This window comes from Clostridium magnum DSM 2767 (assembly GCF_001623875.1).
GTDB classification, from domain to species: Bacteria; Bacillota; Clostridia; order Clostridiales; family Clostridiaceae; genus Clostridium_AM; species Clostridium_AM magnum.
This window is the reverse complement of sequence record NZ_LWAE01000002.1, coordinates 337,643-361,511: the sequence shown is the minus strand read 5'-3', so window position 1 is coordinate 361,511 and position 23,869 is coordinate 337,643. Positions and strand designations below refer to the sequence as shown.

The 23,869-nt window shown below is 31.1% G+C and carries 25 protein-coding genes and 3 tRNA genes; 4 read left to right on the top strand and 24 right to left on the bottom strand.

Features of this window, described 5'->3' with window-relative positions; genetic code table 11:
- Positions 1–106: 106 nt before the first annotated feature.
- The 5 genes from CLMAG_RS09300 to CLMAG_RS09280 form a co-directional block, all read right to left on the bottom strand.
- Positions 107–1,804: a methyl-accepting chemotaxis protein gene (locus CLMAG_RS09300; RefSeq protein WP_066621404.1), complete on the bottom strand. Its 1,698-nt coding sequence runs from the start codon at positions 1,802–1,804 to the stop codon at positions 107–109.
- Positions 1,805–2,002: 198 nt separating this feature from the next.
- Positions 2,003–2,389 carry a hypothetical protein gene (locus CLMAG_RS09295; RefSeq protein ID WP_066621403.1) on the bottom strand — a complete coding sequence of 129 codons (387 nt, stop codon included), beginning with the start codon at positions 2,387–2,389 and terminating at the stop codon, positions 2,003–2,005.
- A gap of 146 nt (positions 2,390–2,535) precedes the next feature.
- Positions 2,536–2,619 (bottom strand) — tRNA-Leu (locus tag CLMAG_RS09290).
- Positions 2,620–2,697: 78 nt separating this feature from the next.
- A tRNA-Lys gene (locus CLMAG_RS09285) sits at positions 2,698–2,773 on the bottom strand.
- A 4-nt stretch (positions 2,774–2,777) separates the two neighbouring features.
- Positions 2,778–2,852, bottom strand: a tRNA-Gln gene (locus tag CLMAG_RS09280).
- A 216-nt stretch (positions 2,853–3,068) separates the two neighbouring features.
- Between CLMAG_RS09280 and CLMAG_RS09275 the strand changes: the two genes are divergently transcribed.
- Positions 3,069–3,635, top strand: coding sequence for a rhomboid family intramembrane serine protease (locus tag CLMAG_RS09275; RefSeq protein WP_066621400.1), 567 nt, complete (start codon positions 3,069–3,071; stop codon positions 3,633–3,635).
- A 61-nt stretch (positions 3,636–3,696) separates the two neighbouring features.
- On the opposite strand, the gene CLMAG_RS09270 is transcribed toward CLMAG_RS09275, so the two are convergent.
- The 5 genes from CLMAG_RS09270 to CLMAG_RS09250 form a co-directional block, all read right to left on the bottom strand.
- The gene (locus tag CLMAG_RS09270; RefSeq protein ID WP_242872983.1) at positions 3,697–5,583 is read right to left on the bottom strand and encodes an EAL domain-containing protein; all 1,887 of its coding nucleotides are present in this window, start codon (positions 5,581–5,583) and stop codon (positions 3,697–3,699) included.
- 280 nt (positions 5,584–5,863) lie between these two features.
- The gene (gene rpsA / locus CLMAG_RS09265; protein WP_066621392.1) at positions 5,864–7,039 is read right to left on the bottom strand and encodes a 30S ribosomal protein S1; all 1,176 of its coding nucleotides are present in this window, start codon (positions 7,037–7,039) and stop codon (positions 5,864–5,866) included.
- A 103-nt stretch (positions 7,040–7,142) separates the two neighbouring features.
- Positions 7,143–8,105: a P1 family peptidase gene (locus tag CLMAG_RS09260; RefSeq protein WP_066621391.1), complete on the bottom strand. Its 963-nt coding sequence runs from the start codon at positions 8,103–8,105 to the stop codon at positions 7,143–7,145.
- Between the two features lie 212 nt (positions 8,106–8,317).
- Positions 8,318–8,908 (bottom strand): ECF transporter S component, encoded by a 591-nt coding sequence (locus CLMAG_RS09255; RefSeq protein ID WP_066621390.1) that lies wholly within the window; start codon positions 8,906–8,908, stop codon positions 8,318–8,320.
- A 180-nt stretch (positions 8,909–9,088) separates the two neighbouring features.
- Positions 9,089–10,609, bottom strand: a complete 1,521-nt coding sequence (locus CLMAG_RS09250; RefSeq protein ID WP_066621389.1) for a hypothetical protein — start codon at positions 10,607–10,609, stop codon at positions 9,089–9,091.
- 173 nt (positions 10,610–10,782) lie between these two features.
- On the opposite strand from CLMAG_RS09250, the gene CLMAG_RS09245 reads away from it, so the two are divergent.
- The gene (locus tag CLMAG_RS09245; RefSeq protein ID WP_066621388.1) at positions 10,783–10,989 is read left to right on the top strand and encodes a heavy-metal-associated domain-containing protein; all 207 of its coding nucleotides are present in this window, start codon (positions 10,783–10,785) and stop codon (positions 10,987–10,989) included.
- Between the two features lie 299 nt (positions 10,990–11,288).
- Here the strand turns inward: CLMAG_RS09245 and CLMAG_RS09240 are convergent, their stop codons facing one another.
- Complete coding sequence (locus tag CLMAG_RS09240) at positions 11,289–11,783, bottom strand: dihydrofolate reductase (RefSeq protein WP_066621387.1); 495 nt, start codon at positions 11,781–11,783, stop codon at positions 11,289–11,291.
- A 263-nt stretch (positions 11,784–12,046) separates the two neighbouring features.
- Here CLMAG_RS09240 and CLMAG_RS09235 point away from each other — a divergent pair, with 263 nt between their 5' ends.
- Positions 12,047–13,171 (top strand): CapA family protein, encoded by a 1,125-nt coding sequence (locus CLMAG_RS09235; protein ID WP_066621385.1) that lies wholly within the window; start codon positions 12,047–12,049, stop codon positions 13,169–13,171.
- A 70-nt stretch (positions 13,172–13,241) separates the two neighbouring features.
- Here CLMAG_RS09235 and CLMAG_RS09230 read toward each other — a convergent pair whose 3' ends face one another.
- The 4 genes from CLMAG_RS09230 to CLMAG_RS32355 all read right to left on the bottom strand — a co-directional run bounded on the left by CLMAG_RS09230 (position 13,242) and on the right by CLMAG_RS32355 (position 15,581).
- Positions 13,242–14,051 (bottom strand): DUF166 family protein, encoded by an 810-nt coding sequence (locus tag CLMAG_RS09230; protein WP_066621378.1) that lies wholly within the window; start codon positions 14,049–14,051, stop codon positions 13,242–13,244.
- 358 nt (positions 14,052–14,409) lie between these two features.
- Positions 14,410–14,673, bottom strand: coding sequence for a hypothetical protein (locus CLMAG_RS09225; protein WP_066621376.1), 264 nt, complete (start codon positions 14,671–14,673; stop codon positions 14,410–14,412).
- Between the two features lie 112 nt (positions 14,674–14,785).
- Positions 14,786–14,965 carry a hypothetical protein gene (locus CLMAG_RS09220; protein WP_066621373.1) on the bottom strand — a complete coding sequence of 60 codons (180 nt, stop codon included), beginning with the start codon at positions 14,963–14,965 and terminating at the stop codon, positions 14,786–14,788.
- Positions 14,966–15,404: 439 nt separating this feature from the next.
- Positions 15,405–15,581 carry a hypothetical protein gene (locus tag CLMAG_RS32355; RefSeq protein ID WP_161486948.1) on the bottom strand — a complete coding sequence of 59 codons (177 nt, stop codon included), beginning with the start codon at positions 15,579–15,581 and terminating at the stop codon, positions 15,405–15,407.
- Positions 15,582–15,749: 168 nt separating this feature from the next.
- Here CLMAG_RS32355 and CLMAG_RS32350 point away from each other — a divergent pair, with 168 nt between their 5' ends.
- Positions 15,750–15,914 carry a hypothetical protein gene (locus tag CLMAG_RS32350; RefSeq protein WP_161486947.1) on the top strand — a complete coding sequence of 55 codons (165 nt, stop codon included), beginning with the start codon at positions 15,750–15,752 and terminating at the stop codon, positions 15,912–15,914.
- A gap of 39 nt (positions 15,915–15,953) precedes the next feature.
- On the opposite strand, the gene CLMAG_RS09215 is transcribed toward CLMAG_RS32350, so the two are convergent.
- The 9 genes from CLMAG_RS09215 to CLMAG_RS32955 form a co-directional block, all read right to left on the bottom strand.
- A complete protein-coding gene (locus tag CLMAG_RS09215; protein ID WP_066621372.1) occupies positions 15,954–16,151 on the bottom strand; it encodes an alpha/beta-type small acid-soluble spore protein in 198 nt (65 codons plus the stop codon).
- 307 nt (positions 16,152–16,458) lie between these two features.
- A complete protein-coding gene (gene folP / locus CLMAG_RS09210; RefSeq protein ID WP_066622983.1) occupies positions 16,459–17,265 on the bottom strand; it encodes a dihydropteroate synthase in 807 nt (268 codons plus the stop codon).
- A 76-nt stretch (positions 17,266–17,341) separates the two neighbouring features.
- Positions 17,342–18,091, bottom strand: a complete 750-nt coding sequence (locus CLMAG_RS09205; RefSeq protein WP_066621371.1) for an aminotransferase class IV — start codon at positions 18,089–18,091, stop codon at positions 17,342–17,344.
- Between the two features lie 21 nt (positions 18,092–18,112).
- Positions 18,113–19,462, bottom strand: a complete 1,350-nt coding sequence (gene pabB, locus CLMAG_RS09200) for an aminodeoxychorismate synthase component I (RefSeq protein WP_066621370.1) — start codon at positions 19,460–19,462, stop codon at positions 18,113–18,115.
- A gap of 31 nt (positions 19,463–19,493) precedes the next feature.
- On the bottom strand, positions 19,494–20,084 hold the full coding sequence (locus CLMAG_RS09195) for an anthranilate synthase component II (protein WP_066621368.1): 591 nt from the start codon (positions 20,082–20,084) through the stop codon (positions 19,494–19,496).
- Positions 20,085–20,539: 455 nt separating this feature from the next.
- Complete coding sequence (locus CLMAG_RS09190; protein WP_066621366.1) at positions 20,540–21,535, bottom strand: NrtA/SsuA/CpmA family ABC transporter substrate-binding protein; 996 nt, start codon at positions 21,533–21,535, stop codon at positions 20,540–20,542.
- A gap of 244 nt (positions 21,536–21,779) precedes the next feature.
- Positions 21,780–22,517: an ABC transporter ATP-binding protein gene (locus CLMAG_RS09185; protein WP_066621364.1), complete on the bottom strand. Its 738-nt coding sequence runs from the start codon at positions 22,515–22,517 to the stop codon at positions 21,780–21,782.
- Positions 22,477–23,268, bottom strand: a complete 792-nt coding sequence (locus CLMAG_RS09180; RefSeq protein WP_066621363.1) for an ABC transporter permease — start codon at positions 23,266–23,268, stop codon at positions 22,477–22,479. Before CLMAG_RS09180 ends, CLMAG_RS09185 begins: the two co-directional genes overlap by 41 nt.
- A gap of 398 nt (positions 23,269–23,666) precedes the next feature.
- Entirely contained in the window at positions 23,667–23,813 is a 147-nt protein-coding gene (locus CLMAG_RS32955) for a hypothetical protein (RefSeq protein WP_169809799.1), read from the bottom strand.
- Between the last annotated feature and the right edge of the window lie 56 nt (positions 23,814–23,869).

Sequence of the window (23,869 nt, the reverse complement as noted above, 5' to 3'; positions counted from 1 at the left end):
AACTTAAAATAATTGAAATAAAATTAGGATTTAGTACTGAAATTAATTTTAGTTTCAGTACTAAATCCTTCATTCTACAGATGCAAAGATTACTATTCACCAAATCTTATGTTTCAAATTTATCTATCTCAGTGGCCATTTTTTTCGTCATATTTGCAAGATACTCAGCTGTACGTGCCACTTCTTCAGATGATGCATTCATTTCCTGAGAAGAAGATGATATTTCTTCTCCAGTTGCAGCTGTTTCTTGTGATACAGCTGCAGCTCTCTCTATTTTATCTAGTATGGAATTCTTCTCTTTATTTATACTTGTAGCAGAATTATTTATAGAATCAATTCTTGGCGCAATCTCCTCTACTGATTGAACTATCCTTCTGAAAGAGTCAATATTCTCATTAATAATTTGTACCTGATCTTTTAATTCTCCATTAACAATATCTGTATTTTTAATTATTTCTTCAGATTCATTTGATATGCTAATTATTAGTCTATTTATGTTTTCTGATGAAACTTTACTCTGCTCGGCTAACTTTCTTATTTCTTCTGCTACAATTGCAAAACCACGACCTGATTCCCCTGCTCTAGCTGCCTCAATAGCTGCATTTAATGCTAACATATTCGTTTGGTTTGAAATACTATTTATAAGTGTTGTTATTTCGTTAATCTGGTTTATCTCAATTCCTAAGTGATTTATTTCTTCCATAAAGTTTTTAAAGGAACTGCTTATATTAGTTACAGATTGGATTAGTATTTGCATTTTGTTATTACTTTCATTTGCCATAAAATTTATATATTCGGACAATCCATCAACATCTTTTATTGCTTGTCCCACTTCATCTAACGCTTCTCCGAATTTATTTAATACTACTGTGATACTTACTAAATCCTGTGCCTGTTCTTCAGTGCCCTTTGCTACATCTGATATTGCAGTGGAAACATTTTCAGAAGAAGCAGTCATCTCCTCCGAAACGGAATATAGAGTTTCAGATTGACTATTAATGTTTTTCGAAACATCCTTAACATTTAAAATCATATCTTTTACAGATTTTTGCATTTTTTCTGCAGCTCGTGCCAAATCCCCAATTTCATCCTGTCTTTTTAGGTATTGTGCTGGCAACTCTCCAGTCAAATTCCCCTCAGCTATAACATCAAAATATTTTACAGAAACATCAAGAGGATTGGTTATATTTTTTATCATTTTCATTCCAATAAAAAAAGATAATAACATAATTACTAAAGTAATTAATACTATTACTAGCAACATATGAATAACCTGTTGATAAATTATACTTTTTTCAACACCTACAAAAAACATTCCAACAACTTTATTTTCTGTGTTTTTTATAGGTATATACTTAACTTCATAAGGGTTGTTTAAAACCTTAGCACTGCCCATATACTCGTTACCTTTAGTTAAAACTTTATCTACAACTTCTGCGGAAGCTTTTGTTCCAATTGCTCTTTTTCCTCCATCAACTACAGTTGTAGTAATTCTAACATCATTTAAAAATATCGTGGCTTCATTATTAGTATTTTGCTTTATAATGTCTATAAATTCATTGTCATTATTCATTAAATGCTGTCCTTTGTAAAGATTCTCTCCATCCACTCTCCATTGTCCTGGATAAGTCTTATCTAATAAATTCAGACTTAATTTAATATTCGAGTCTAGTTGCTTTTCAAAATTAATTGTACATAGTTTATTAACTTGATAATAAACGAGAAGAAAAATAGATATGCTTAACATCATCAATAAAACTGTAAGCATTAAAAATATTTTTCCCCTTATCTTCAATTTGTTCATTCTCAATCTCTCCCCTATAATTTTGCCTTAATCCCTTTATCTTACTATTTGAGAATTTCATTGAAATTAAGCCATTCTTATAAATTTTCCCACAAATTCATTTTAATACACAAATATCCTTTTTACAACATTCAATATGCATTTCTAATATTCCAATTTTAATTTTTGCTAAACAAAAAACTGCCGATATCCTATATATCAGCAGTCTAAGTCAAAAATCTCTTTCTCTTCATTGCTAAAATGCAATCCCTCCTCTTCAAGTACCTGTTTATAATATTTACTTATGGGGATTTTAAAAGATTCATACAATATATGTTTCATTTTTAAGGTTTCTTCCTCATTAGTATTGGTCATTTCTTTTTTTATCATGTTTTCCAGATTAGTGTCTTTTATTACCCATAGAGATTGGACATGGGTTTTACTTTTAGGATTTTTATATCTATGCTTAATAAAGTTATCATAGTCTTTTATATATTTTTGTCCATCTTTTTTGAAAACAACTAATCTGGTACCAGTATATTTTCCCGTTTTAGCTTCAAATTGCCTTATGATATGAATATGATCTCTTCTTCTATTAGAATACATTTTACCACTTCCATCATAAATATTAGTTATTATTAACTATACCCAATTTCCAAACTCCATCTGATTCAAGTTTTCACTTCATATAAAAAAAATCGATGATTTTAATCTATCATCGATTTATGTACACAAATATTATTATAATTAAATGGTGCAGGTGAAGGGAGTCGAACCCCCATGCCTAAGGCGCTAGATCCTAAGTCTAGTGCGTCTGCCAATTCCGCCACACCTGCAAGAGATATAAAACATCAAAATCTATGATTTTATTATGTTTTAATCCTCCTCCACAAAGTTGAGGAGTTTCATTTAATTGGTGGCTTACCGGGGAATCGAACCCCGGACAACATGATTAAAAGTCATGTGCTCTACCGACTGAGCTAGTAAACCATAATGGCTGGGATAGCAGGATTTGAACCTACGAATACTAGAGTCAAAGTCTAGTGCCTTACCGCTTGGCGATATCCCAAAATGTGATTATTTCTTCAACACACATTTATTAATTATAATGACTTATTGTGTATTTGTCAACAACTTTTATAAAATAATTTTACCCTAAATAAAAAAAATAATACAAAATCTTTTTTTATTTTTAAAAATATATAAATTTGGATAGTATAAATATGGTGGTATAATTTTACGTACTGAATTTGAATTATTTTATAAAAAGGCAGGTGTTCTCTAAATGCTTCGAAGAATACAATATAATTCCCCAGTAATATTAACCTTTACTCTGATATCTTTTTTAGTGCTCTTATTAGATATAGCTACAAATGGAGTAATAACTAAACTTTTTTTTACAAATTTCAGAACTTCAATATCTGATCCCTTACAATATGTACGACTTTTTAGCTATATTTTGGGTCATGCTAATTGGTCTCATTTTTCTAGTAACTTTTTAATTGTCCTCCTTGTTGGTCCAATGGTAGAAGAAAAATATGGATCCAGTTCATTAACAGAGATGATTATAGCTACCGCTTTTTTAACAGGGATAATAAACATGCTATTTTTTAAAACAGGTCTTCTTGGTGCTAGTGGTATAGTTTTTATGCTGATTTTATTAAGTTCCTTTGCTAATGCCAAATCAGGTAAAATCCCACTTACTCTTATTATTGTTACCATTGTTTTTATAGGAAAGGAATTTATTAGTGGACTATTGTTACAGGACAATATATCACATTTCGCACATATACTAGGTGGACTAAGTGGCGGCGTTTTTGGATATTTAAGACATAGAGAAAAACTATATTAATTAAAGTTTACAAAAGCAATTAATTATATATAAAAGGTGCTTTAGGCACCTTTTATATATTTTAAAATCTAGAGTTTTTAATAAAGGCGCCTATGTCTTCTGGCGGAAGAGGTTTGGCAAAATAGTATCCTTGAATTTTGTTACAATGTTTACCTTCTAATGATTTTAGCTGTTCTTCCAGTTCTACACCTTCAGCAACAACCTCTAAATCCATCTTGTGTGCTAGTTTTATTATTTGCTCTGTAATTATTTCTTCATAGGAATTTTTACATAATCCATCTATAAAAGTCTTATCAATCTTTAGAGTATTAATAGGTAAACTCTTTAAGTAGTTCAATGATGAATATCCAGTTCCAAAATCATCTAATGCTACTCTAAATCCCATGCTTCTTAGCTCATTAAGTGCATTCAGGTTTAAGTCTAAGGATTCCATCATAATACTCTCAGTTATTTCGATTTCTAAGGATTCAGGTTTTGTATCAGTTTCTTTAAGAACTCTTTTCACCATATTTATAAAGTCACTTTTCTGAAGTTGAGTTGCAGAAACATTAACGGAAATAAAATCATATGTATACCCCTGCGCTCTCCATTCTTTATTTTGTAAACATGCAGCCCTCAGCACCCATTCACCAATAGGTATAATAAGTCCTGTTTCTTCTGCTAAACCAATAAATTCCCCTGGAGAAATCCAGCCAAACTTTTCATTTTTCCATCTAATTAATGCCTCAAAACTCACTATCTTTCTATCTTTTACATTTACCTGTGGCTGATAATGTAAACTAAATTCATTATTTTTAATAGCTTTCCTAAGCTGTTTTTCAAGCTCAGTTTTTCTCATTATTTCATCATGCATTGAAGTTTCAAAGAATCTATATAGATTTTTACCTAACTCTTTAGCCTTGTTCACAGCTATATCTACATTTCTTAATATTCCAGCAATATCTTCACCATGATCTGGATAAACTGCTACACCTATGTTAACGGATATAAAAAATTCTTTTTCATCAATTTGCCATAATCCATTTAAAATACTTAATAACTTTTCTGCGATATTCGTTGCATCTAATTTATTACCTATCTTTGGTTGTAATATTAAAAACTCATCACCATTAGTCCGTGCTACTATAAAATCTTCACCTAGGCTTCTTTGGATAGATTCTCCTATGCTTTTCAACAACTTATCACCATATTCATGTCCATAAGTATCGTTAACATTTTTAAAGTTACATAAGTCAACCTTAAAAACTGCGAACTTTTCAGAACTATTGTCAATACGTTCACTTAATTTTTTACTAAAAAAATTCCAGTTAGGAAGATTAGTAATTAAGTCATAGTATGCCATTCTTTCCATTTCTTCATACTGATGTCTAAGCTCCTGTTCTGCAACGCTGAGCTGTTTGTAAACATCAGAAAATTCTAAGTAGTTTTCACTTAATCTTTTATTCGCTTCTATTTCCTTTAGATTCCTACGCCCAAAATCTCCAAGAATTTTTGCAACCTTGCAAATAATATCAATAATTTCCATAACCTTTTTTTCAGATACAACAGGAATTTCCTTTATATTTTCTATATACTCTTCTTCACTAAATTTTAAATTTCTTTCTTGCACTTTTAAATATTCTAAACTTGGTTCTTTACTAAATACTTGCCCTGCAAATAGAGTAGCTTTACAATTATTATTGATTATTATAGGTGCCCCAATGTATACCAGATTATTTTTACATCTGTAGACAGCATAATTTTCGCCATTCTCTATCCTCTTCAGTATACTTCTTTCCGCTTCACATTGACTAAATGTAGTTATGGAATCGTTATTATGAAGTTTTTCACAAATTTTATTATAATTAGTCAGAACTATAGCTTCACCATCAGCATCTCTTATAAAACAGCTTATTCCTGTCATAAAATAAATGCTTTCCACTAACTCTTTTAATTCACTAATATTCACTAGTTCTGAAAACTTGTATTGCAAATTAACACCAACTTTCGCTTTGCATACTTAGTATAAATATCTATTTATGTAATTTTAATATTCATTTAAAATATTCTCAAACTCTATGTTATTCTCCATTATCTATTTTAACACACTTACTCATATATTTGTTGAATATTTATTATTTTCTTGTCATATTTTAAGTAATAAAAACACTTATTAAAATATCTGTCCGTAATTTTTCCCAACACAAAAGACAAGCTGCATAACTTCAACTTGCCTTTTACTCTTAAATCTAGTCGAATTTAAAGTCTTTTAACTTATCTTTAAATAAGTCTCCAATAGTCATTTCTGAACCTTTATCACTGTATTTATTAAAATCTACCTTTGGCTTCTCTACAGCTTCTTTAATACTTAAACTCATTCTATTTTCTTTTTCATCTATATCAAGAATTTTCACCTTAACTTTCTGCCCAACACTTAGTATACTGTCAATTTTCGTAACTCTCTCCTCAGATATTTCTGAAATATGAACTAGTCCTTCAACTCCTGGCTCTATTTCTACAAAAACTCCGAAATTCAAAAATTTAGATACTGTTCCATCTACCATATCACCAACTTTATATTTCTTTATAACATTGCCCCAAGGGTTTCCACTTACATCCTTTAATGCTAAAGATACTTTATTCTTCTCTCTATCTACACTTAACACATAAACTTCCACAGCATCTCCAACTGAAACTACTTCTGATGGATCATTAACTCTTTTCCATGATAACTCTGATATATGTATAAGTCCATCTAATCCGCCTAAATCTACAAAAGCTCCAAACTTAGTAAGTCTACTTACCACTCCTTTTATCTTTTCACCTGGCTTAATACTATTTAATAACTCTTCTTTCTTAGTCTGAAGCTGTTCCTTTTCAACTTCTTTTCTTGATAAAATCACTCTTTGCTTTTCAATATCTAATTCAATTAGTTTTACGTCTAATGTCTTTCCAACAAATTCATTTAAATTATCTACAAATTTAGTAGATAATTGTGATGCTGGTATAAAGGCCCTAATACCTTTTATTGATGCTACGACACCACCCTTTACAGCTTCTTTTACAACTACACTAAAAATTGTATTATTTTTAAGTAACTCTTGTAGTTCATCCCAAGCCTTTTCTCTATCAGCAACTTTTTTGGATAAAACTACATTTCCTTCTCCATCATTCATTTCAAGTATGTATACATATATTTCATCATTTTCTTTTAGTACATCTCTGGGATTTTGTTCTATGTTATCTGATATCTCTTTTTTAGGTAGCACCCCATCTGACATGTAACCTATATTTACTATGGCTTCCTCATCTGTGACTGTGATAACCTTTCCTTTTACTATCTCACCTTTTTTAATACTTTTCATTGAAGTTTCTATATTTCCCATTACTTCATCCATTGAATTTATTTCATTATTAAGTGACATAAAAATCATCTCCTTCTACTTACTATTATATAAGATTTGCTTATAATTTAATTTTATTCTATCACAAATTGCAAAAATTAGTAATTATCAAATAAAATAATAATTAAAACATATCACTATAAGCTTTATACCCTAAAATACCTTCAGCATTTTTAACAGCTCTCACCACTGCTTGCTCAACCACTCTTGCAGCTAAAAGACCAACTACATTTATATCCGCATCTATTTTGCCTGTTGACATTGTAAAAATAGTGTCTCCATCAAAGATAGAATGAGCTGGTCTCATAGCTCTTCCATATCCGTTGTGTGCCATCGATGCTATCTTATTCATTTCTGATTTAGTAAACTTTCCGTTAGTAATAACTACTCCGATTGTAGTATTTCCACTAAACAAGTTTTTCTTTTCCGAATACCTAGAAATCATAATTTCTTCTGTATCAGCAAAGGTCTTTTTATTTTCATTTAATGCTCCAGCAATAATTTTACCTGTGCTTGGTTCAATAATATCACCAAGGCAATTAACAGCAATAACTGCTCCTACTTGAAGTTCTCCAACTTGAACTGCATAGCACCCAAGTCCTCCCTTCATAGAATTATGAGGACCAAGTATTTTTCCAACAGTGGCACCTGCTCCCGCTCCTATATTACCTTCGCTGATCTTATTAGTTTCTGAATTTTTACAAGCTTCATACCCCATTGCTTTATCTGGTCTTATTCTATGATCTCCAATTATTAAATCAAAAAGAACTGCCGAACATACTATAGGAACCTTTGTAACACTAACATCAAAGCCTACATTTTTTTCTTCTAAGTACTGCATAACACCACTTGCTGCATCTAGGCCAAAGGCACTACCTCCAGATAAAACTACAGCATGAATTTTATCTACAAGATTTACAGGATCTAACAGATCTGTTTCTCTAGTCCCTGGTGATCCTCCTCTTACATCTACACCTGCTGCGGCACCTTCTTCGCATATAACTACAGTACACCCTGTAGGTCCCTCTAAATTTTGTGCATTCCCTATTTTTATCCCTTCTATATTATTTACCAAAATCTCTTTCATGCTTCTCCTCCTGCCTGTATTATCTAATTAATTTTATGACAAATTCCAAATTTACTCAATATTAATCTGCTAAAATAATAAACCTTGATTCAGTCATCCACTCCAAGTGCATAACTGAAATACATTGATGTTATAATTATTGGACAATTAAGGTAACTAGATCTAAAAAAGTCTCCAAGTAGATTAATATCCACCTGAAGACTTTTTACTGATTATTTACGTCTTATTTTATTAATTGAAGCTACAACAGCAGCGGTTATAACTGCTGATAGGATTGTTTCTGGAATACCATTAGTTATTCCAACTGCTAATATTCCCTTCTTAGCTGCACTAACGCTTAGATGCAATACCTTTGCATAAGGTTCTAAATACAGTAAAAAGATCATTCCTAATACACCTATTGTATTAGTAAGTGAACCAACTGCTGCTGCAACTACCATATTTATAGTTTTCACATTTGTTTTCATCATCTTATAAGTATAGTAAGTTGTTATACCTATAAGTATTCTTGGAAGTATTGATACTAGTGGATTCATAAAGACAAATGAAACTGGCGTTGGTGTAGTAATAGATTGTACTACACTAAAGATACCAAATATCAATCCTACCGCAGCACCTACTACTGGTCCTTCTAGCATTGCACCTATAATAACAGGCACATGCATTATAGTTGCCTTAACAGGTGGAATAGGTATAAATCCTAAACCTGTTACCCCTAGTACAATTGAAATAGCTGAAAGCATTCCAATTACAGTGATTTGTCTTGTTCCAATTCTTGGCGATGTTCTTAATCCTTTTTCCATAACTCTCCTCCGTTCTTATTCCTGTTGGATATAATTCGGACCTTCCCTTTACATAACATTGTGTTCAGTTTCTTGAGAATACCGACACTATAATTTTATCACGTTTAAAAAGAATTTCAATACAACGGATAAATTCCCAAAATTGTAATTTTTCTAAAAACTTACTAAAGCTTTATTTCATTACTCTCTTATTAAAGGAAACCCCTCCCTGAAATATTCTTTTGGATACAACAAATCAATTACCTTTTCTTTCTCACATTTGCCATTTTTCATAAATACATCAGGCATTCCTTTTAAAGATACTCTTACATTCTGTAAATTAAATATATCACAGACATTTTCTATACATTCTACAACTGATTTATTAGTACTCTCCTTTATATATTTACCTATACTTTCGCCTCTAAGCCAATTCTCTCCATCTTTATAATCCTCGTCATAATTTATTACTGTACACTTAAGCTTATTTCTATCATTACCTGCTATAGATGACATAAAAAAAGTCTTAACCATAATGTCATCTAAAGGTAAACTATATCCTGCAAATATTATATGCTTTGCATTTTTCATTAGAAGCCCCATTTCTGTCTTTATCTCTTCCAGTGGAGATATACTTCTTTTCTTTGCCAAGGTTTGCATTATGAGTGGCATATCATAAGGATATGTTATCTGTCCACAATAAGGACATTCTAAAGCACCTCTTTTGTACTTACTTTCTCTCTTAGTTTTATACTGCCAGTTACTCTGAAGCCCCTTTGAAACTGATGGTCCAAAGACCTCTGTAGATAGTCTATCCCAACGTCCCCCAAAAGTAGTTATATATTTACCACATTCAGGACATATTCTTGAGCCAAATATACCATGGGGAAAAAGAATCTTACCTACTCTAATAATTCTAGATGGGTATTTATAATCATTAACTCTTTTACATTGTGATTCATCAGCGGTATACCATATTTCTGATTCATCACTGTCTATTTCTGTTGATGCTATCTTCGTTCCAAAATCATCAAATAGTCTAAGCTTTAGCCCCCCCTCTAAATACATTGGGTTATCATTTTGTTCTTTGTGGGCATTAAATAGATTCCAAAGTAATATTGGATCCCAATTGAAAGATATTATTGCATAAGAATAAAGATAAAATCTTCTTGTATCTCTCTTATATCCTCTTTCTTCAAAGTATTTTGCTTCTTCTTTCATAAGCTCTGTAAGTATTTTGGATAATTGATAATATGGTTCCACATTAACACTATCCATATATCCAGGCTCTTTTTGCACGCTAAGCCTCTCTAACTCCTCTATAAGTAAAATCAGACACCTTTTAGCTCCCTTTATTCTTTCAACTCTTAAAAACTCAGTTTTACCTTTGCAAAAAGCATTGAATCCCATATCATTATCTATTAATTGATCCAGCATAGTAAAAAGCTCATGCATATTTAGTTTAGGATTTGTATTTATTATAATTTCTAATGCTTTTAGATCATATATTTTTGATAACTTATTATCTTTAATTAGATCTACTGTAACCAACTTTTTGAAAGCGTTTTTTAATTCTTCATTTTTATTTTCCAAAAATGAAAAATCGTTATCATTTATTTTTATTACTAACTGTATTAATTCCTTAGTAGCATAGAGTCCAAGAGGTTTAGTAGCTCCGGCACCCCATAATATAACTGTTTCAGGCCAATATTTTTCCGGCATAATTCTATCTCCCTTATCAATGAAATAAAAAAGAGTACATTATATAATTATGTTATAAAAAATCACTTTTATTCTTTTAAATATTTAGAACTAACAGTCGTCGGATAAAAATTATCTTTTCTTCCAATACTATCTTTGTAGATAACTTTATTATTAGAAAGGGGACTTAATTTATGAAATTAGTACATTATAATGTCGGCGGATTAGCTGGTACTCAAAGTAAAACAAAAGTAAAAAATGCTTTAGATAAGATAGAAGGCGTTCAGGATATTTCCGTAGATCTTAGCAGAGGTACTATGGATATACAATACAACGATCCAGCTACTCCAGAAGTAATAGAAAGATGTATAAAAAACACAGGATATGAGATACTAAAATAGAAGTTAAAATATTGGCTATCCTTATAATTAAAATATCTAAAAAAAGAGGTAGGAGTTTCTCATCACGTCTAATAACTTCTACCCCTTTTTTTATCCGATGGCTACCCGCTCTAATACTCCCATACGCACTCTGTGAAAGCGATTCATACAAAATCATAGATTTTGGTTCTCTGCTTTTCTCCAAAGTGGGAGCAAAGAGCGGCTATGCCCCTGGATTCGTTCAACTAAGAATCAGATAGGGTCTGAAACCCTATCTGATTCAAGTTTACACTTCATTTAATTGTTAGATATTATGATCCTCATATCCGTTGTAACACAATAAATTTATGTTCATATTTATTATTCTCATCAACTAAGCCCTTTTTTTCCTCGATAATCTCCCATTCAGTTCCATAATATTTCGGAAAAAAAGTATCTCCTTTAAAATCTTCATCTATTTTAGTTATGTACATCTTCTCTGCATATGGAAATAACAAATTAAAGATTTCTCCTCCACCTATAACAAAATATTCTTTATTATCCGCTGCTAATAGTTCTATGTCTTTTATTTTATTAACTACAGTAACTCTATGATCTTCAATCTTATAATTTTTATCTCTGGTTAAAACAATATGATGTCTATCCGGTAATATATTAGGAAGAGATTCAAAGGTTTTTCTTCCCATTATAATTGTCTGAGATTTACTTGTTGTGATTGTCTTAAATTTTTGCAAGTCGTTAGGTAAATGCCAAGGAAGAGCATTATCCTTTCCTATGACATTATTTTTATCCATTGCCACCACATAACTAATCATTTAAATTCCTCCATTATCCTTTCATTATTCCTCTACATACTATGAAATTTTCTCTATAGACAAATTATAATTTACATAAAGTAAAAGAACAATATTTGTTGAAATCTATTTTATTTATTTTAGCATTTTGATTCCTCTATAATTTAATTTTTTACTCTTATTTTCATTAGAATCAACCTATCTAAAATATGTTAATATTGTATTTTTAGCACATAAAATGTTGTATAATAGAATATATTAGGATAAAGAAAGGATTACTGCCTATGGTTAAAACTAGAAGAAAAAATAATTTGAAAAAGCGAAAAAAAGCCATTATCTCTATATTTACAATTTTATTTTTATTTTTGTTATATATGTCAACCAAAATCACATATTCCCCCAAAAACAAATCTGTTGCCTCAGTTACTCCAACTTCTACTGTAATCTCTGATAATAAAAAAATCGAAACAAACCGTAATGTAGAAATTTTATTGAGTAGTGCTGGTGACTGTACCATTGGAACTGATCCATCCTTTGATAGAAGTACCTCTCTACCCACTATAGTTAGAGATCGTAATAATGATTATTCCTATTTATTTAAAAATTCAGCACCAATTTTTCAAAAAGATGATATAACTATTGTAAATCTTGAAACTACCTTCACCAATGCTACTGAAAGGGCTGAGAAAACCTTTACCTTTAAAGCACCACCAGAATTTTCTAAAGCTTTAATTCTAGGCTCTATTGAAGGGGTTAATATATCTAATAATCATACACGGGATTACTTAGATAAGGGATTTACCGATACTATATCAACACTTAAACAAAATAATATCAATTATTTTGGAGAAAATAATAAATGGATAAAGGAAATCAACGGTGTTAAACTCGGTTTTTTAGGCTACACTGGATGGCAATATAATGATAGGTTAATTGATAAACTAAAAAAAGATATAGAGGAATTAAAAGCTGAAAATTGTGTAGTAATAATTAATTTTCATTGGGGTGAAGAAAACAGCTACTATCCTAACTCCACGCAAAAAAGCATTGCTCATTACGCTGTAGATCAAGGTGCAGACTTAGTAATTGGACATCACCCTCATGTAGTTCAAGGCATAGAAAAATATAAAGATAAAATTATCTGCTACAGCTTAGGAAATTTCTGCTTTGGCGGGAATTCAAACCCTCGTGATAAAGATACCTTTGTATTACAGGCTAAATTTTCTTTTAACAATAACAATCTTGAAAAGTATAGTGTAAGAGCCATTCCTTTCAGCATCTCCTCTGTAAATTATAAAAATGATTATTGCCCAACTCCTTTAGAAGGTGATTCTAAGGAAAGAGTTTTGAAAAAGATCAATAATTTATCTTCACCTTTAGGATTTCAAGTATCGGATTCTTTTGATTAAAGAGTCTGATGCTTTTTCTATATGGTAAATATATAAATATTGAGCTAGGACACCTTATTTGCATTGGATGTTATTTATCTATGTAAATTATCTCGGCATCATCAATTGCACTGTAGTGTATATGTCCACCTATATGAACAATAGTATCTCCAACCTCAGGATCAATCTGTACATCTCCAAGACAAGAAAAACTATGCCAGTACTTAGCAACTGCTTCTTTTGCCTCTTTTCCTAGTTTTTTACCTTCTAGTTTTTTTGAAATATTGTATAAGTTTCCGCAAGGCGTAGTAATTAAAACTTTTGCCTTTAGAATTGTCTTATCCTTATCTACAAATAATCTAAACTTTGGTCTTCCGACCCTAAATTCATCTATAAAATTATTTATTAAATTAAAATCTCCATGTTCAAGTGCACAAAATGGTTTTGGAAAGGCATATTCAATATTATATTTATTGCATCCTTCTATAGTTTTATCTCTTACCCATTTTGTAAGCCATGTCCTACTTTCTAGAGGCACAATTAAGGCTTTTCCTCCACTTTTACTTATTAATCTTGGGAGTTCTATAAGAATATCTTCATGTATACCTATAGCTATTGCTAAGTCATGATATTTAAAATCTTCAACGAAATATTCTAATGGATCATCGATTAATATATCATATGTATTAGGGAGGTGAACTATTTGCACAACCTTCTCTGAAAATAAACATTCTTTCTCTATCAAATCATGCTGATTTTTTTCTAATTCATCTTCCCTGTATAAAATATTCCTAAAATTAGGAATAACTCTTTCATTGGCAAATATGCCATCGGTTTTTACAAAGGCCTCACCTTGGAAGAATCTTCCCCCACTTTTAGAACAAATAATTAATATCTTCATAGCTACCTCCCATTTAATTTTGTTAATCTAATTACCATAATACAACAAAACTTATGTATTATGAAGTAGAAACTTGAATAAGAGGGCGTATTAGAGCGGGTAGTCATCGGATGAAGTGGAAACTTGAATCAGTTGGAGTTTCAAACTCTAACTGATTCTTAGTTGAACGAATCCAGGGATGTAGCCGCTCTTTACTATCGCTTTGAGAAGCGGGAGTATTAGAGCGGCTAATCATCGGATAAATATAATCTACAGAAATAAAAATTGCTGAATAAACTTTAGAAACTACTAATACCATATCCTTTAAAACAGTCTTAGTAGCTATCTTCATTTTATACAGCAATTACATTTTTAATTATTACTTCACAAGAGTAAAGGTAAACTTTTTTCCACAATCTTCACATTCAAAATACATTTCACCTTTTCTGGCATCCTTACTTACCTTAAAAATTTCTTCACCACAGCTTCTACAAATAGTCGGCACATTTGAATTCATCTCTTTATTATATTTTTCAAATCCTCCACACTCTATGCATATTAAAATTATTTTTAACCTTTGTACACTAATCTTAAACCTATTGCCAATACATCCCTCTTCTTTGCATACCACAGTGTTAACCATCGTAAAACCCCCTCCTAATTTTACATATTCTAAAAAATAAAACTTTATGCATAAATTAGGATTAAATTAGTACTGAAGAATTTTATCAAAATGAATGCAAATTATTTTTCTATTACTTATTTATATCTTCTTTCAATCTGGCTTCTGCCGTATTATCGTCCTCTACTCTGTTTAATCCCAGGTTCTCTGAACCAAAGGACAGCATATTATCAATTTGTTTTTTTATATCTTCTTGTATATAGTTTTTTTCCTTATCGTTGTTTCCGATACTCTTCACTTCATGATTTTCCATACTCGTCACCTCATATTTATGTGATTAATTTACAATTTACACATTATAAGATTTAGTTCTATAAGGATATTTATTTACAATAAGCCAGCTAATTATTCTAATTGAAAGGAAGTGATATACAACATAAATAAGCACCTAAGATTGAATTAGGTGCTTTTATCTTACATTATTGGAAGTTAACGCCGTGTCACCCTTGTAGTCCCTATTGTGAAGCACAACAAATTTCCATAATATAACTCATGATTATATTTTAATATCATAATCTCTCTTATTTTATCCGATGATTGCCCGCTCTAATACCCCCGCTTCTAAAAGCGTACGTTCCGAGCGGCTACGTCTGGATTCATTCAACTAAGAATCAGGTGGGGGTTAAATGCCTAAATGGCATTTAACGGGCAAAGCCCCGGTTCGTAGCCGAACCCCCATCTGATTCAAGTTTTCACTTCATCTGTTGTCTATCCATTCTAATAATTCCATCAGATTCAAATTCAACTTCGACTTCATCATCTTCTCTATCATCTGAATCTGCAGCAACAAGTAAAGAAGATGTAAGGAATCCTATGAATGAACCTGCGAATAAACCAATGATAAACCACAAAAATTTATAGCTAACCATATTAATACCTCTCAAAAATTTCACTTCATCCTAATTATTGACATTATATCTTAATATTAATCATATATTGTGAAAATTATGACCCGTTAAGAATATTCTAAAGACATTTTTCGAAAGGAATATTTAAATGATTAATGGAATATATCTATATCACGGGGGGTGTTTTTAATGCATACTGAGATATTTGCCATAACCATAGTATTAGGCGTAATATTATTTTTAGCATTAATAGGTCTATTAATATATAGTCTTATAGAATTTATACAACTCTCACATTTAGCTATTAGAGCATTAACTATTTATATTAATAATAATGAAAATAAAGTCAGATAGTAAGTTCCCTATCTGACTTCTCTAATATTTGTTCATCCTTTATTTCAAGCCCTGCTCATAAGCTTCAACCATTTTTTTAACCATATTTCCACCAACTGATCCTGCTTCTCTTGCAGTTAAATCTCCATTGTATCCTTCTTTTAAGTCTACTCCAACTTCTCTAGCTGATTCCATCTTAAATCTATCTAATCCTTCTTTAGCTTGTGGTACTAATACTCTATTTCCTCTACTTGTCATAATTTGTTTCCTCCTTTTATTTTTTATTTTTATTTTGTCTTTCCATGTTTGTATTATAATTATATGTAGTTCTAAAATTAATACTCTATTAAATTATAGACAAGTATTCTAATTTGTAGAAAACGAGGACAACTAATACAATACTTCATACAGTTTCATATACTGTATAATACCGTAATTATTTTTGACACCATAAAATTAATATAACCTTATCTATTTAAATTTAATCCTACTTATTTTGCAAACAATTTTAGCCAAAAAAATTTGAAGCAACCACTTCCTAAAGTTGTGGTTGCTTTCTTATCTCCTATTTTCTGACTATAACATCAGTCATAACTGCTGCTCTTTTATTTTCTTTTACATCGTGAACTCTTACAAAATCACAATTTTTCATTATTCCTATAACCGTAGTAGCCATAGTTCCTTCAACTCTTTGATCAGCTGTAAGATCTAATGCTTTTCCAATCATGGATTTTCTAGATGTTCCGAGCAGCACTGGATATCCTAAAGTTGCAAAGTCCTCTAAATGTTTCATAACCTCTAGATTATCCTCATAAGTTTTAGCAAAACCTACTCCTGGATCTACCATAATATTTTCAGGTTTAACTCCAGCCCTTAATGCAATGCCTATACTTTCCCTTAAATCATTTAACACATCTTCCATAAGATTGTTATAATCAGTATTTTCTCTGTTATGCATTAAACAGCAGGCAACATTATATTTTGCTGCTACTTCTGCTATGTACGGATCTTTTTTAAATCCCCATACATCGTTTATTAATACAGCACCTGCCTTTATTGCCGCTTCTGCCACAACCCCTTTATATGTATCTATAGAAATCGGTACATCTATTTCCTTTGATAAAGCTTGTATTATAGGTACAACTCTTTCTAACTCTTCCTCTGCTGATACTGCCGTGTGATTAGGTCTTGTAGATTCTCCACCTATATCTATTATATCTGCTCCTTCGGCAATCATCTCTTTAGCATGCTTAATAGCTATCTCTAAATTATTAAATTTTCCACCATCTGAAAATGAGTCTGGAGTAACATTAAGTATCCCCATTATATAAGTTCTCTTTCCAATTTCAAAACCTTTCTTTCCTATCTTCATTACTTTTATCATAGCGTTCCTAGTTTATAGCTGTAAACTTTTAGCTATAAACTAACCTTCCCCTCCTTCAATATTCTTATTTAATATATTCTTCATATTTTTTTCTTATAGTTTCTGTGATACCACTACTTTTAATATATTTATTAGAAAGCTTTGAAACCTTCATAACCCCCATTATGCTATTTGTTAGAAAAATCTCATCTGAATTAATCAAATCTTGTTCATAAAATTCTCCTTCAATAACATCATAATTATTAACTACAAATTTTCTCACAGTACCATTAAGTAGTCCACAATCGGTAGAGGGCGTATATATCTTTTTATTCTTTATGAAAAACACATTAGACACACTACCTTCCGCTAATTTTCCACTTGTATTAAAAAATATCACTTCATTGTAGCCTTCTTCTATACACTCCTCATGTTCTAATATATTTTCTAGATAATTTAGTGATTTCAAATAAGTAATTTTTGAATAAGGATTTCTCTTAACAGTACTTATTTTAATGCTGAAGCCTTTTTTATACTGTTCTTCTGTGTAGTTATTCTTTCTTGTAGTATAGATTACATTTTTATCTGTAACTACAAGCTTTAAAACACAGTCTTCACATTTTAATTTTGATACCGCCTCTAAAACATCCTCTTCAGTTATTTTTTTATTAACTCCTATAATTTTAAGACCACTATTTATTCTATTTAAATGTTCTGTTAGAAATACTGGCTTTCTTTTAACGAGCATAGTTTCAAAAAGTCCTCTGCCAAAGTAAAAACCACTGTCAAGATGGATTTTTTCTGAATCCTGTAGTTCACCATTTAAAAGTATCATAATTAAAATACCACCTTTCTCCTATAATACCCTCATAAGCGCCCTAGCCTTATCTAGAGTCTCTACATACTCATCTTCCTTTATAGACTCCCAGGTAATTCCTCCACCTACACCTAAGTAGGCATTTCCATCTTTCATCAGTATAGTTCTTATAACTATATTTAAATCTGCATTTCCATCAAAGCCTAAATATCCTATGCATCCTGTATATATATTTCTTCTAGTAGGCTCTAACTGCTCAATTACTTCCATTGATCTAACCTTAGGTGCACCTGTTATAGATCCACCAGGGAAACAAGCTTTCACACAATCTACTGCTGTGTATTCATCCTTTAATTCTCCTATTACAGTAGATACTAAATGAAATACTGTACTATACTCTTCCAGCTTAAAGAGCTCTGTCACCTTTACAGAATAAGGCTTACAAACTTTGCTCAAATCATTTCTCTCTAAATCTACTATCATGAGAAGCTCTGATTTGTCTTTTTCACTATCTATTAGCTCTTGCCTATTTTTCAAATCTTCTTCTCTATTCTTTCCTCTAGGTCGTGTACCCTTTATTGGTCTTGTTTGGACTATATTATTTCTTACTTCCAAAAACCTTTCCGGAGATGAGCATACTATGCTAAAATCTTCAACATTCATAAATGCAGCAAATGGTGCTGGATTTATATGTCTTAGATTCCTGTACACATCATACGGGTCTTTTTCTGTTTCACAGCAGAATCTTTGGGTTAAGTTAGCTATATAAATATCTCCACTTCTTATAAACTGTCTAAACTTTTCCACAGTTTCTATATATTCATCTTTACCAAAATTTGAAATAAACTCTGTATTACTTTTATCTATTTCATTATACTGAACCTTATTCCCTCTTAATATTCTATGCTTTATTTCATCTATACTATCTTCTCCTGACTTTAATATACCAAGAGCAGTAATATAAGTTCTCTTTTTTAGATTATCCACTATTACTGCATTATCATAAAAATAAAAGTAACAATCCGGTATTTTTACTTCTTCTTTAGCTATTACAGGAAGTTCCTCTATAGTTCTTCCTAAGTCGTAGGAAAAATAACCCATAGCTCCTGCCACATATGGAAGCTCTGTTCTATTTTCAATTTTATATCTATCAATAAGTTTATTGAGTTCTTCAAAAGGCTCACCATTAAACTCCTTTTCATTTATAGTGCAAATACCATCTTCGTACTTAAAAGTAGTAAAGGAATTTAACCCTATAAAAGAATATCTGCCTAGATTTTCAGCACCCATACCGCTATCTAAAATAGTAACTGTTTTATCCTCCTTAAATAGTGAGTAGATATCAAAGGCATCTAATTCTGTTTTAATTTCTTCAATCAAAAGCTCCATGCAGCTCCCCCCAAACTTTATAACTCCAGCTTTAAGCTTTAGCTCTATTATATTCCTTCGCTTCCTCTAAAAAATTCTTAAGCATCTCATGTCCACACTCTGTCAGCTCAGCTTCAGGATGAAACTGTACTCCTTCAACAAGATATTCTTTATGTTTAACTCCCATTATAACTCCATCAGAGGTTTCACTGGTTACAGTAAGACATTCTGGAAAAGTTTCTTTCTCTATTATTAATGAATGGTATCTTGTAACCTTTACTGGATTTTTAATTCTTTTAAACACACCGGTGCTTTTATGATATACTTCAAAAACTTTTCCATGGACAGGTTCTCTTCCCTTTATTATATTTGCACCAAAGGCATGTCCTATGCTTTGATGTCCTAAGCATATTCCTAAAATAGGAATTTTACCACTGAACTTTCGGATCACATCTACACAAATCCCTGATTGTTCAGGTGATTTAGGACCTGGAGATATTATAATCCCTTCCGGCTGCATTTTTTCTATGTCCTCTAAGGTTAACTTGTCATTTCTGCAAACTTTAACATCTTCCTCGAGTTCTTCTAGATATCTTACTAAGTTATATACAAAGGAATCATAGTTGTCAATCATAAGAAACATCAATTCTCACTCCTCAGCATTAAGGTTAATTCTATATTTAGTTTTAATAATCCGTTGACAGTTATAATCAATCTCCCCCTCTACAAATAACCTTTATTATATTTAGAAATACCAAAGGCATATAGCGTATTTAGTTTATCCGATGGTACCAATCACAAATAACCCCTCTCACTCTATAGGAGCGAAGAGTTATTACAGCTCTGTAGTTTTAACTAGAGAACTTTTATGATGTGTATACTAGAACTCTTTAGCTTTAATCCGCTAGAGTTCTAGATGTACATAGGTCTGTTAAACCCTGGATAAGTTATATACACTATATGCCCTTATTTTTAAATATCATTATTATTAATTGAAATCTTAAATTTTCATTACTTATAAGTAAGTATATCATATCACAATGAATTATAGCAATATGGTATTTAGTATATATTTTGGATATATACTAAATAGTAATACTACTTTGTAATATCCTTTATTAACCCTTTTATATCTATGGTTTTGTTCAACATTGCATTTTCCTTTAAGAAGGCTTGTGTTTTCTCTAACTCTTTCATATCCTTATCTGTAATCTGTGGATTAAAGTCATACCAAGTATACATCTCCTTAACTTTATCTATGGAAATTCCTGTTTCTTCTGAAGCTAACTTATATGTTTCCTCTTGGTTACTTTTCATAAATTCTAAGCTTTTGTTATGAACTGCCATATATCTCTTTGCTATATCAGGGTGCTTGTCTAAGAAGTTACCACTAGCAGCAATTACTATAGTAGCATCTAATATTCCTTCACCGGTAGTAATTACATGTGCACCTTTTTCTATTGCTTGAGGTACTGTTGCTCCAGCAACTAAAGCCACATCTGCGCTACCAGACATCATCGCTGACACTCCCTGCGGAATTCCCATATTTATAAACTGAACATCTTCTATTTTCATATTACCATTCTTTAGAGCACCTAAAAGTAATTGGTGTAGTATTGTTCCTTTGGGTCCAACTATTTTTTTACCTTTTAAATCTGCTACAGTCTTTATTGATGGATCTTTAGCCATAATAGTAAAGGCCTTTGGCGCTCTGCTATACATACCTATAATTTTAATATTTACTCCATTTGCAGCAGCCAAAATAACTGAAGTTGCCCCTATTGCATTACAAAAATCTAATGAACCAGCTGCAACAGCCTCTGTCATTTTACCTCCCTCTGTAATCTCTGGAAAAGTAACCTTTATACTATCCTTTGAAAATTCATCTTCGAATAAATTTTTCTTCTTCTCAACTATAGAAGGCACATTCAATGGAGCTTTTACATAAGAGATGTTTATGTTTTTAACATTCTCTACCGCTTCCTGCTTATTATTTGCATCCTTTGAAGTTTGAGTTGACCCACATCCAATTAGTGATGTAGTGATCAAAACCATACAACTGCATATAATACCTACTTTTTTTAAAATTTTCATTTTGTTTCCCCCTAAAATTATTTGAATTGATAATTGTGATTCTAGACTTAATTATCTTTAACCTGACTAACTTGGCGTTTAACTCCCACTTCTTCAAGTGGGAGTTAAACGCCAAGTAAGCCATGCATTCGCAGCTCTAAAATTCAGATTAGGTAAATAATCCCCATCTGAATTAAGATCTTGCTTCAATATTTAACTAATAAGACTATAATTTTTAATTACTAAGCTCTATATTAAAGCCTTTTTAAGCAAGCAGTAATCCAAGTATTTCTTCTCTCAACTTTAAAAACTCCAAGCTAGTAGTATCTCTATAATAGTCTAATGATACTGGTATTTCACTTCTAACACTTCCTTTATCAAATACTACTATTTTCTGACCTAAGTAGATGGCCTCTTCTACATCATGGGTTACAAATATTATTGTTTTCTTATTTTCCGTAAATATATTTATAAACTCATTTTGAAGTTTTCTTCTATTAAAGGCATCTAAGGCCCCTAACGGCTCGTCCATTAAAATTATTTCAGGATCATAACAAAGGGTTCTTCCTAAAGCCACCCTTTGAGCCATTCCCCCTGAAATCTGATTTGGATATGCATCCTTAAAATTTTCTAAGCCTAACATCTCCAAATATTTATGAACTATATCATGAACAGCTTCTTTATCATCACTTTTTAAAAGTGGAAATGCCATATTTTGTTCTACAGTTAACCAGGGCATAAGTCTAGGTTCCTGAAATACTATACCAACTCTTTTAGATATATTTTTCTCATTGCTTCCTTTAGTAAATTCCATATTACCTTTTGTTACTTTCTCTAGTCCACATATTGCTCTAAGTAAGGTGGTCTTACCACATCCACTTTTGCCAACTATGGTAACAAAACTTCCATCCTCTATAGTTAAATTTATGTTGCTAAGAGCATTTACTTCTTTATTATTTATATTAAAAGTCTTGTACAGATTCCTTATTATAAGCCCTGCCATACTCCACCTCTTTTCCGTGGTAATGCATAAATTTATTGGTTAAACTGAGAAATATATAGTCAATAGCATATCCTAATATACCTATTGAGAAAATCCCTACAATAATGATATCTGGTCTAGATAATTGTTCTGCATCCATTATCATGTATCCTATACCTGAGGAAGCCGCAACCAGTTCTGCCCCCATTAGGGATCTCCAGCTATATCCAAGTCCTAACTGTATACCAGTTATTATAGATGGAATTGCTTGAGGCAATATTATCTTAAAAAACTTGTCCTTATTACTGAAATTAAAAACCGCTCCAACCTCCAAGAGTTTTTCATCATAATTAGTAACTCCCGTCAAAGTACTTGAAAATACAGGAAAGAATGTTGCAAGAAAAATAACTGCTAATTTTGATACTTCTCCTATGCCAAACCATAATATTAAAATAGGAATAACAGCAATAGGAGGAATATGTCTATTAAATTCTAGAAAAGGTTCTAGGTATAACATTAGCTTTTTGTTCATCCCCGCTAAAACAGCAAGAGGAAAAGCTATTGCAAATGTTATCAAAAAACCAACTAAAACTCTACAAAAACTTACTGATATATGTTTTATTAAAACTCCACCTTTAAGCAATGTATACGCAGCACTTAGTATACTTAATGGACTTGGTATTATATAATCATTAAATATATGTAATGCTGAACCTATCCACCAAATGATAATAATTAATATCGGTATAACAAGTCCTTTTAATTTTTTCATTTATCTCTCCTCTTTGAAGCTTTCTTAATCAAATAAAAAACTTTCCCTAAAAATAATTTTCTTAGGGAAAGTTAGATTGCTACGCAAATTTATAGAATTAACTATAATTGAGTGATACTCCAATTCCCTTCAGATCAGATGGCTCTTTTCTGTTAGGTCCTACTTAAACACATTTATTCGACAACTAGTTATAAATAGTAACTGATTTACAAATCGGATATTCCAGTATCGTCCAAAACATACGAATTTGTAATAGATTCTATCATATAATCTTATTTTACCATCCTATTACAATTTGTCAACATATGCCATAATAGTCTTCTTTTACACAACTTAGTATAATCTAAGATTTATTGAAGGCTTATTATTTTCACCAATAAATTTCTTGAATTTAATTATTACTCAAACTGTTCTCCATCTTTATTATTGTAACCACTTTCGTTATATGCTCCCTTTTGTATCGTCTGTTTTATTTGATTTTTTGCGAATTGTCCTTGGCTTCTAAATCCTTTTTGTTTATAGTTTCTTTTATCGCCTATTTTCATAACCAGATAACACCTCCGTAAAAATTAGTACAATCACAGATAAGAAAGCTAATTCA

Excerpts from the sequence above, each read along its gene's own strand:
- CLMAG_RS09235 (WP_066621385.1), top strand. The coding sequence starts at position 12,047 with ATGGTTAAAACTAGAAGAAAAAATAATTTGAAAAAGCGAAAAAAAGCC.
- folP (WP_066622983.1), bottom strand. The coding sequence starts at position 17,265 with ATGAAGATAGGAAAGAAAGGTTTTGAAATTGGAAAGAGAACTTATATA.
- CLMAG_RS09190 (WP_066621366.1), bottom strand. The coding sequence starts at position 21,535 with ATGAAAATTTTAAAAAAAGTAGGTATTATATGCAGTTGTATGGTTTTG.
- CLMAG_RS09260 (WP_066621391.1), bottom strand. The coding sequence starts at position 8,105 with ATGAAAGAGATTTTGGTAAATAATATAGAAGGGATAAAAATAGGGAAT.
- pabB (WP_066621370.1), bottom strand. The coding sequence starts at position 19,462 with ATGGAGCTTTTGATTGAAGAAATTAAAACAGAATTAGATGCCTTTGAT.
- CLMAG_RS09245 (WP_066621388.1), top strand. The coding sequence starts at position 10,783 with ATGAAATTAGTACATTATAATGTCGGCGGATTAGCTGGTACTCAAAGT.
- CLMAG_RS09250 (WP_066621389.1), bottom strand. The coding sequence starts at position 10,609 with ATGCCGGAAAAATATTGGCCTGAAACAGTTATATTATGGGGTGCCGGA.
- CLMAG_RS09255 (WP_066621390.1), bottom strand. The coding sequence starts at position 8,908 with ATGGAAAAAGGATTAAGAACATCGCCAAGAATTGGAACAAGACAAATC.
- CLMAG_RS09205 (WP_066621371.1), bottom strand. The coding sequence starts at position 18,091 with ATGATACTTTTAAATGGTGAACTACAGGATTCAGAAAAAATCCATCTT.
- CLMAG_RS32955 (WP_169809799.1), bottom strand. The coding sequence starts at position 23,813 with ATGAAAATAGGCGATAAAAGAAACTATAAACAAAAAGGATTTAGAAGC.
- rpsA (WP_066621392.1), bottom strand. The coding sequence starts at position 7,039 with ATGTCACTTAATAATGAAATAAATTCAATGGATGAAGTAATGGGAAAT.
- CLMAG_RS09300 (WP_066621404.1), bottom strand. The coding sequence starts at position 1,804 with ATGAACAAATTGAAGATAAGGGGAAAAATATTTTTAATGCTTACAGTT.
- CLMAG_RS09275 (WP_066621400.1), top strand. The coding sequence starts at position 3,069 with ATGCTTCGAAGAATACAATATAATTCCCCAGTAATATTAACCTTTACT.
- CLMAG_RS09230 (WP_066621378.1), bottom strand. The coding sequence starts at position 14,051 with ATGAAGATATTAATTATTTGTTCTAAAAGTGGGGGAAGATTCTTCCAA.
- CLMAG_RS09195 (WP_066621368.1), bottom strand. The coding sequence starts at position 20,084 with ATGTTTCTTATGATTGACAACTATGATTCCTTTGTATATAACTTAGTA.
- CLMAG_RS09295 (WP_066621403.1), bottom strand. The coding sequence starts at position 2,389 with ATGTATTCTAATAGAAGAAGAGATCATATTCATATCATAAGGCAATTT.
- CLMAG_RS09180 (WP_066621363.1), bottom strand. The coding sequence starts at position 23,268 with ATGAAAAAATTAAAAGGACTTGTTATACCGATATTAATTATTATCATT.
- CLMAG_RS32350 (WP_161486947.1), top strand. The coding sequence starts at position 15,750 with ATGCATACTGAGATATTTGCCATAACCATAGTATTAGGCGTAATATTA.
- CLMAG_RS09225 (WP_066621376.1), bottom strand. The coding sequence starts at position 14,673 with ATGGTTAACACTGTGGTATGCAAAGAAGAGGGATGTATTGGCAATAGG.
- CLMAG_RS32355 (WP_161486948.1), bottom strand. The coding sequence starts at position 15,581 with ATGGTTAGCTATAAATTTTTGTGGTTTATCATTGGTTTATTCGCAGGT.
- CLMAG_RS09185 (WP_066621364.1), bottom strand. The coding sequence starts at position 22,517 with ATGGCAGGGCTTATAATAAGGAATCTGTACAAGACTTTTAATATAAAT.
- CLMAG_RS09240 (WP_066621387.1), bottom strand. The coding sequence starts at position 11,783 with ATGATTAGTTATGTGGTGGCAATGGATAAAAATAATGTCATAGGAAAG.
- CLMAG_RS09215 (WP_066621372.1), bottom strand. The coding sequence starts at position 16,151 with ATGACAAGTAGAGGAAATAGAGTATTAGTACCACAAGCTAAAGAAGGA.
- CLMAG_RS09220 (WP_066621373.1), bottom strand. The coding sequence starts at position 14,965 with ATGGAAAATCATGAAGTGAAGAGTATCGGAAACAACGATAAGGAAAAA.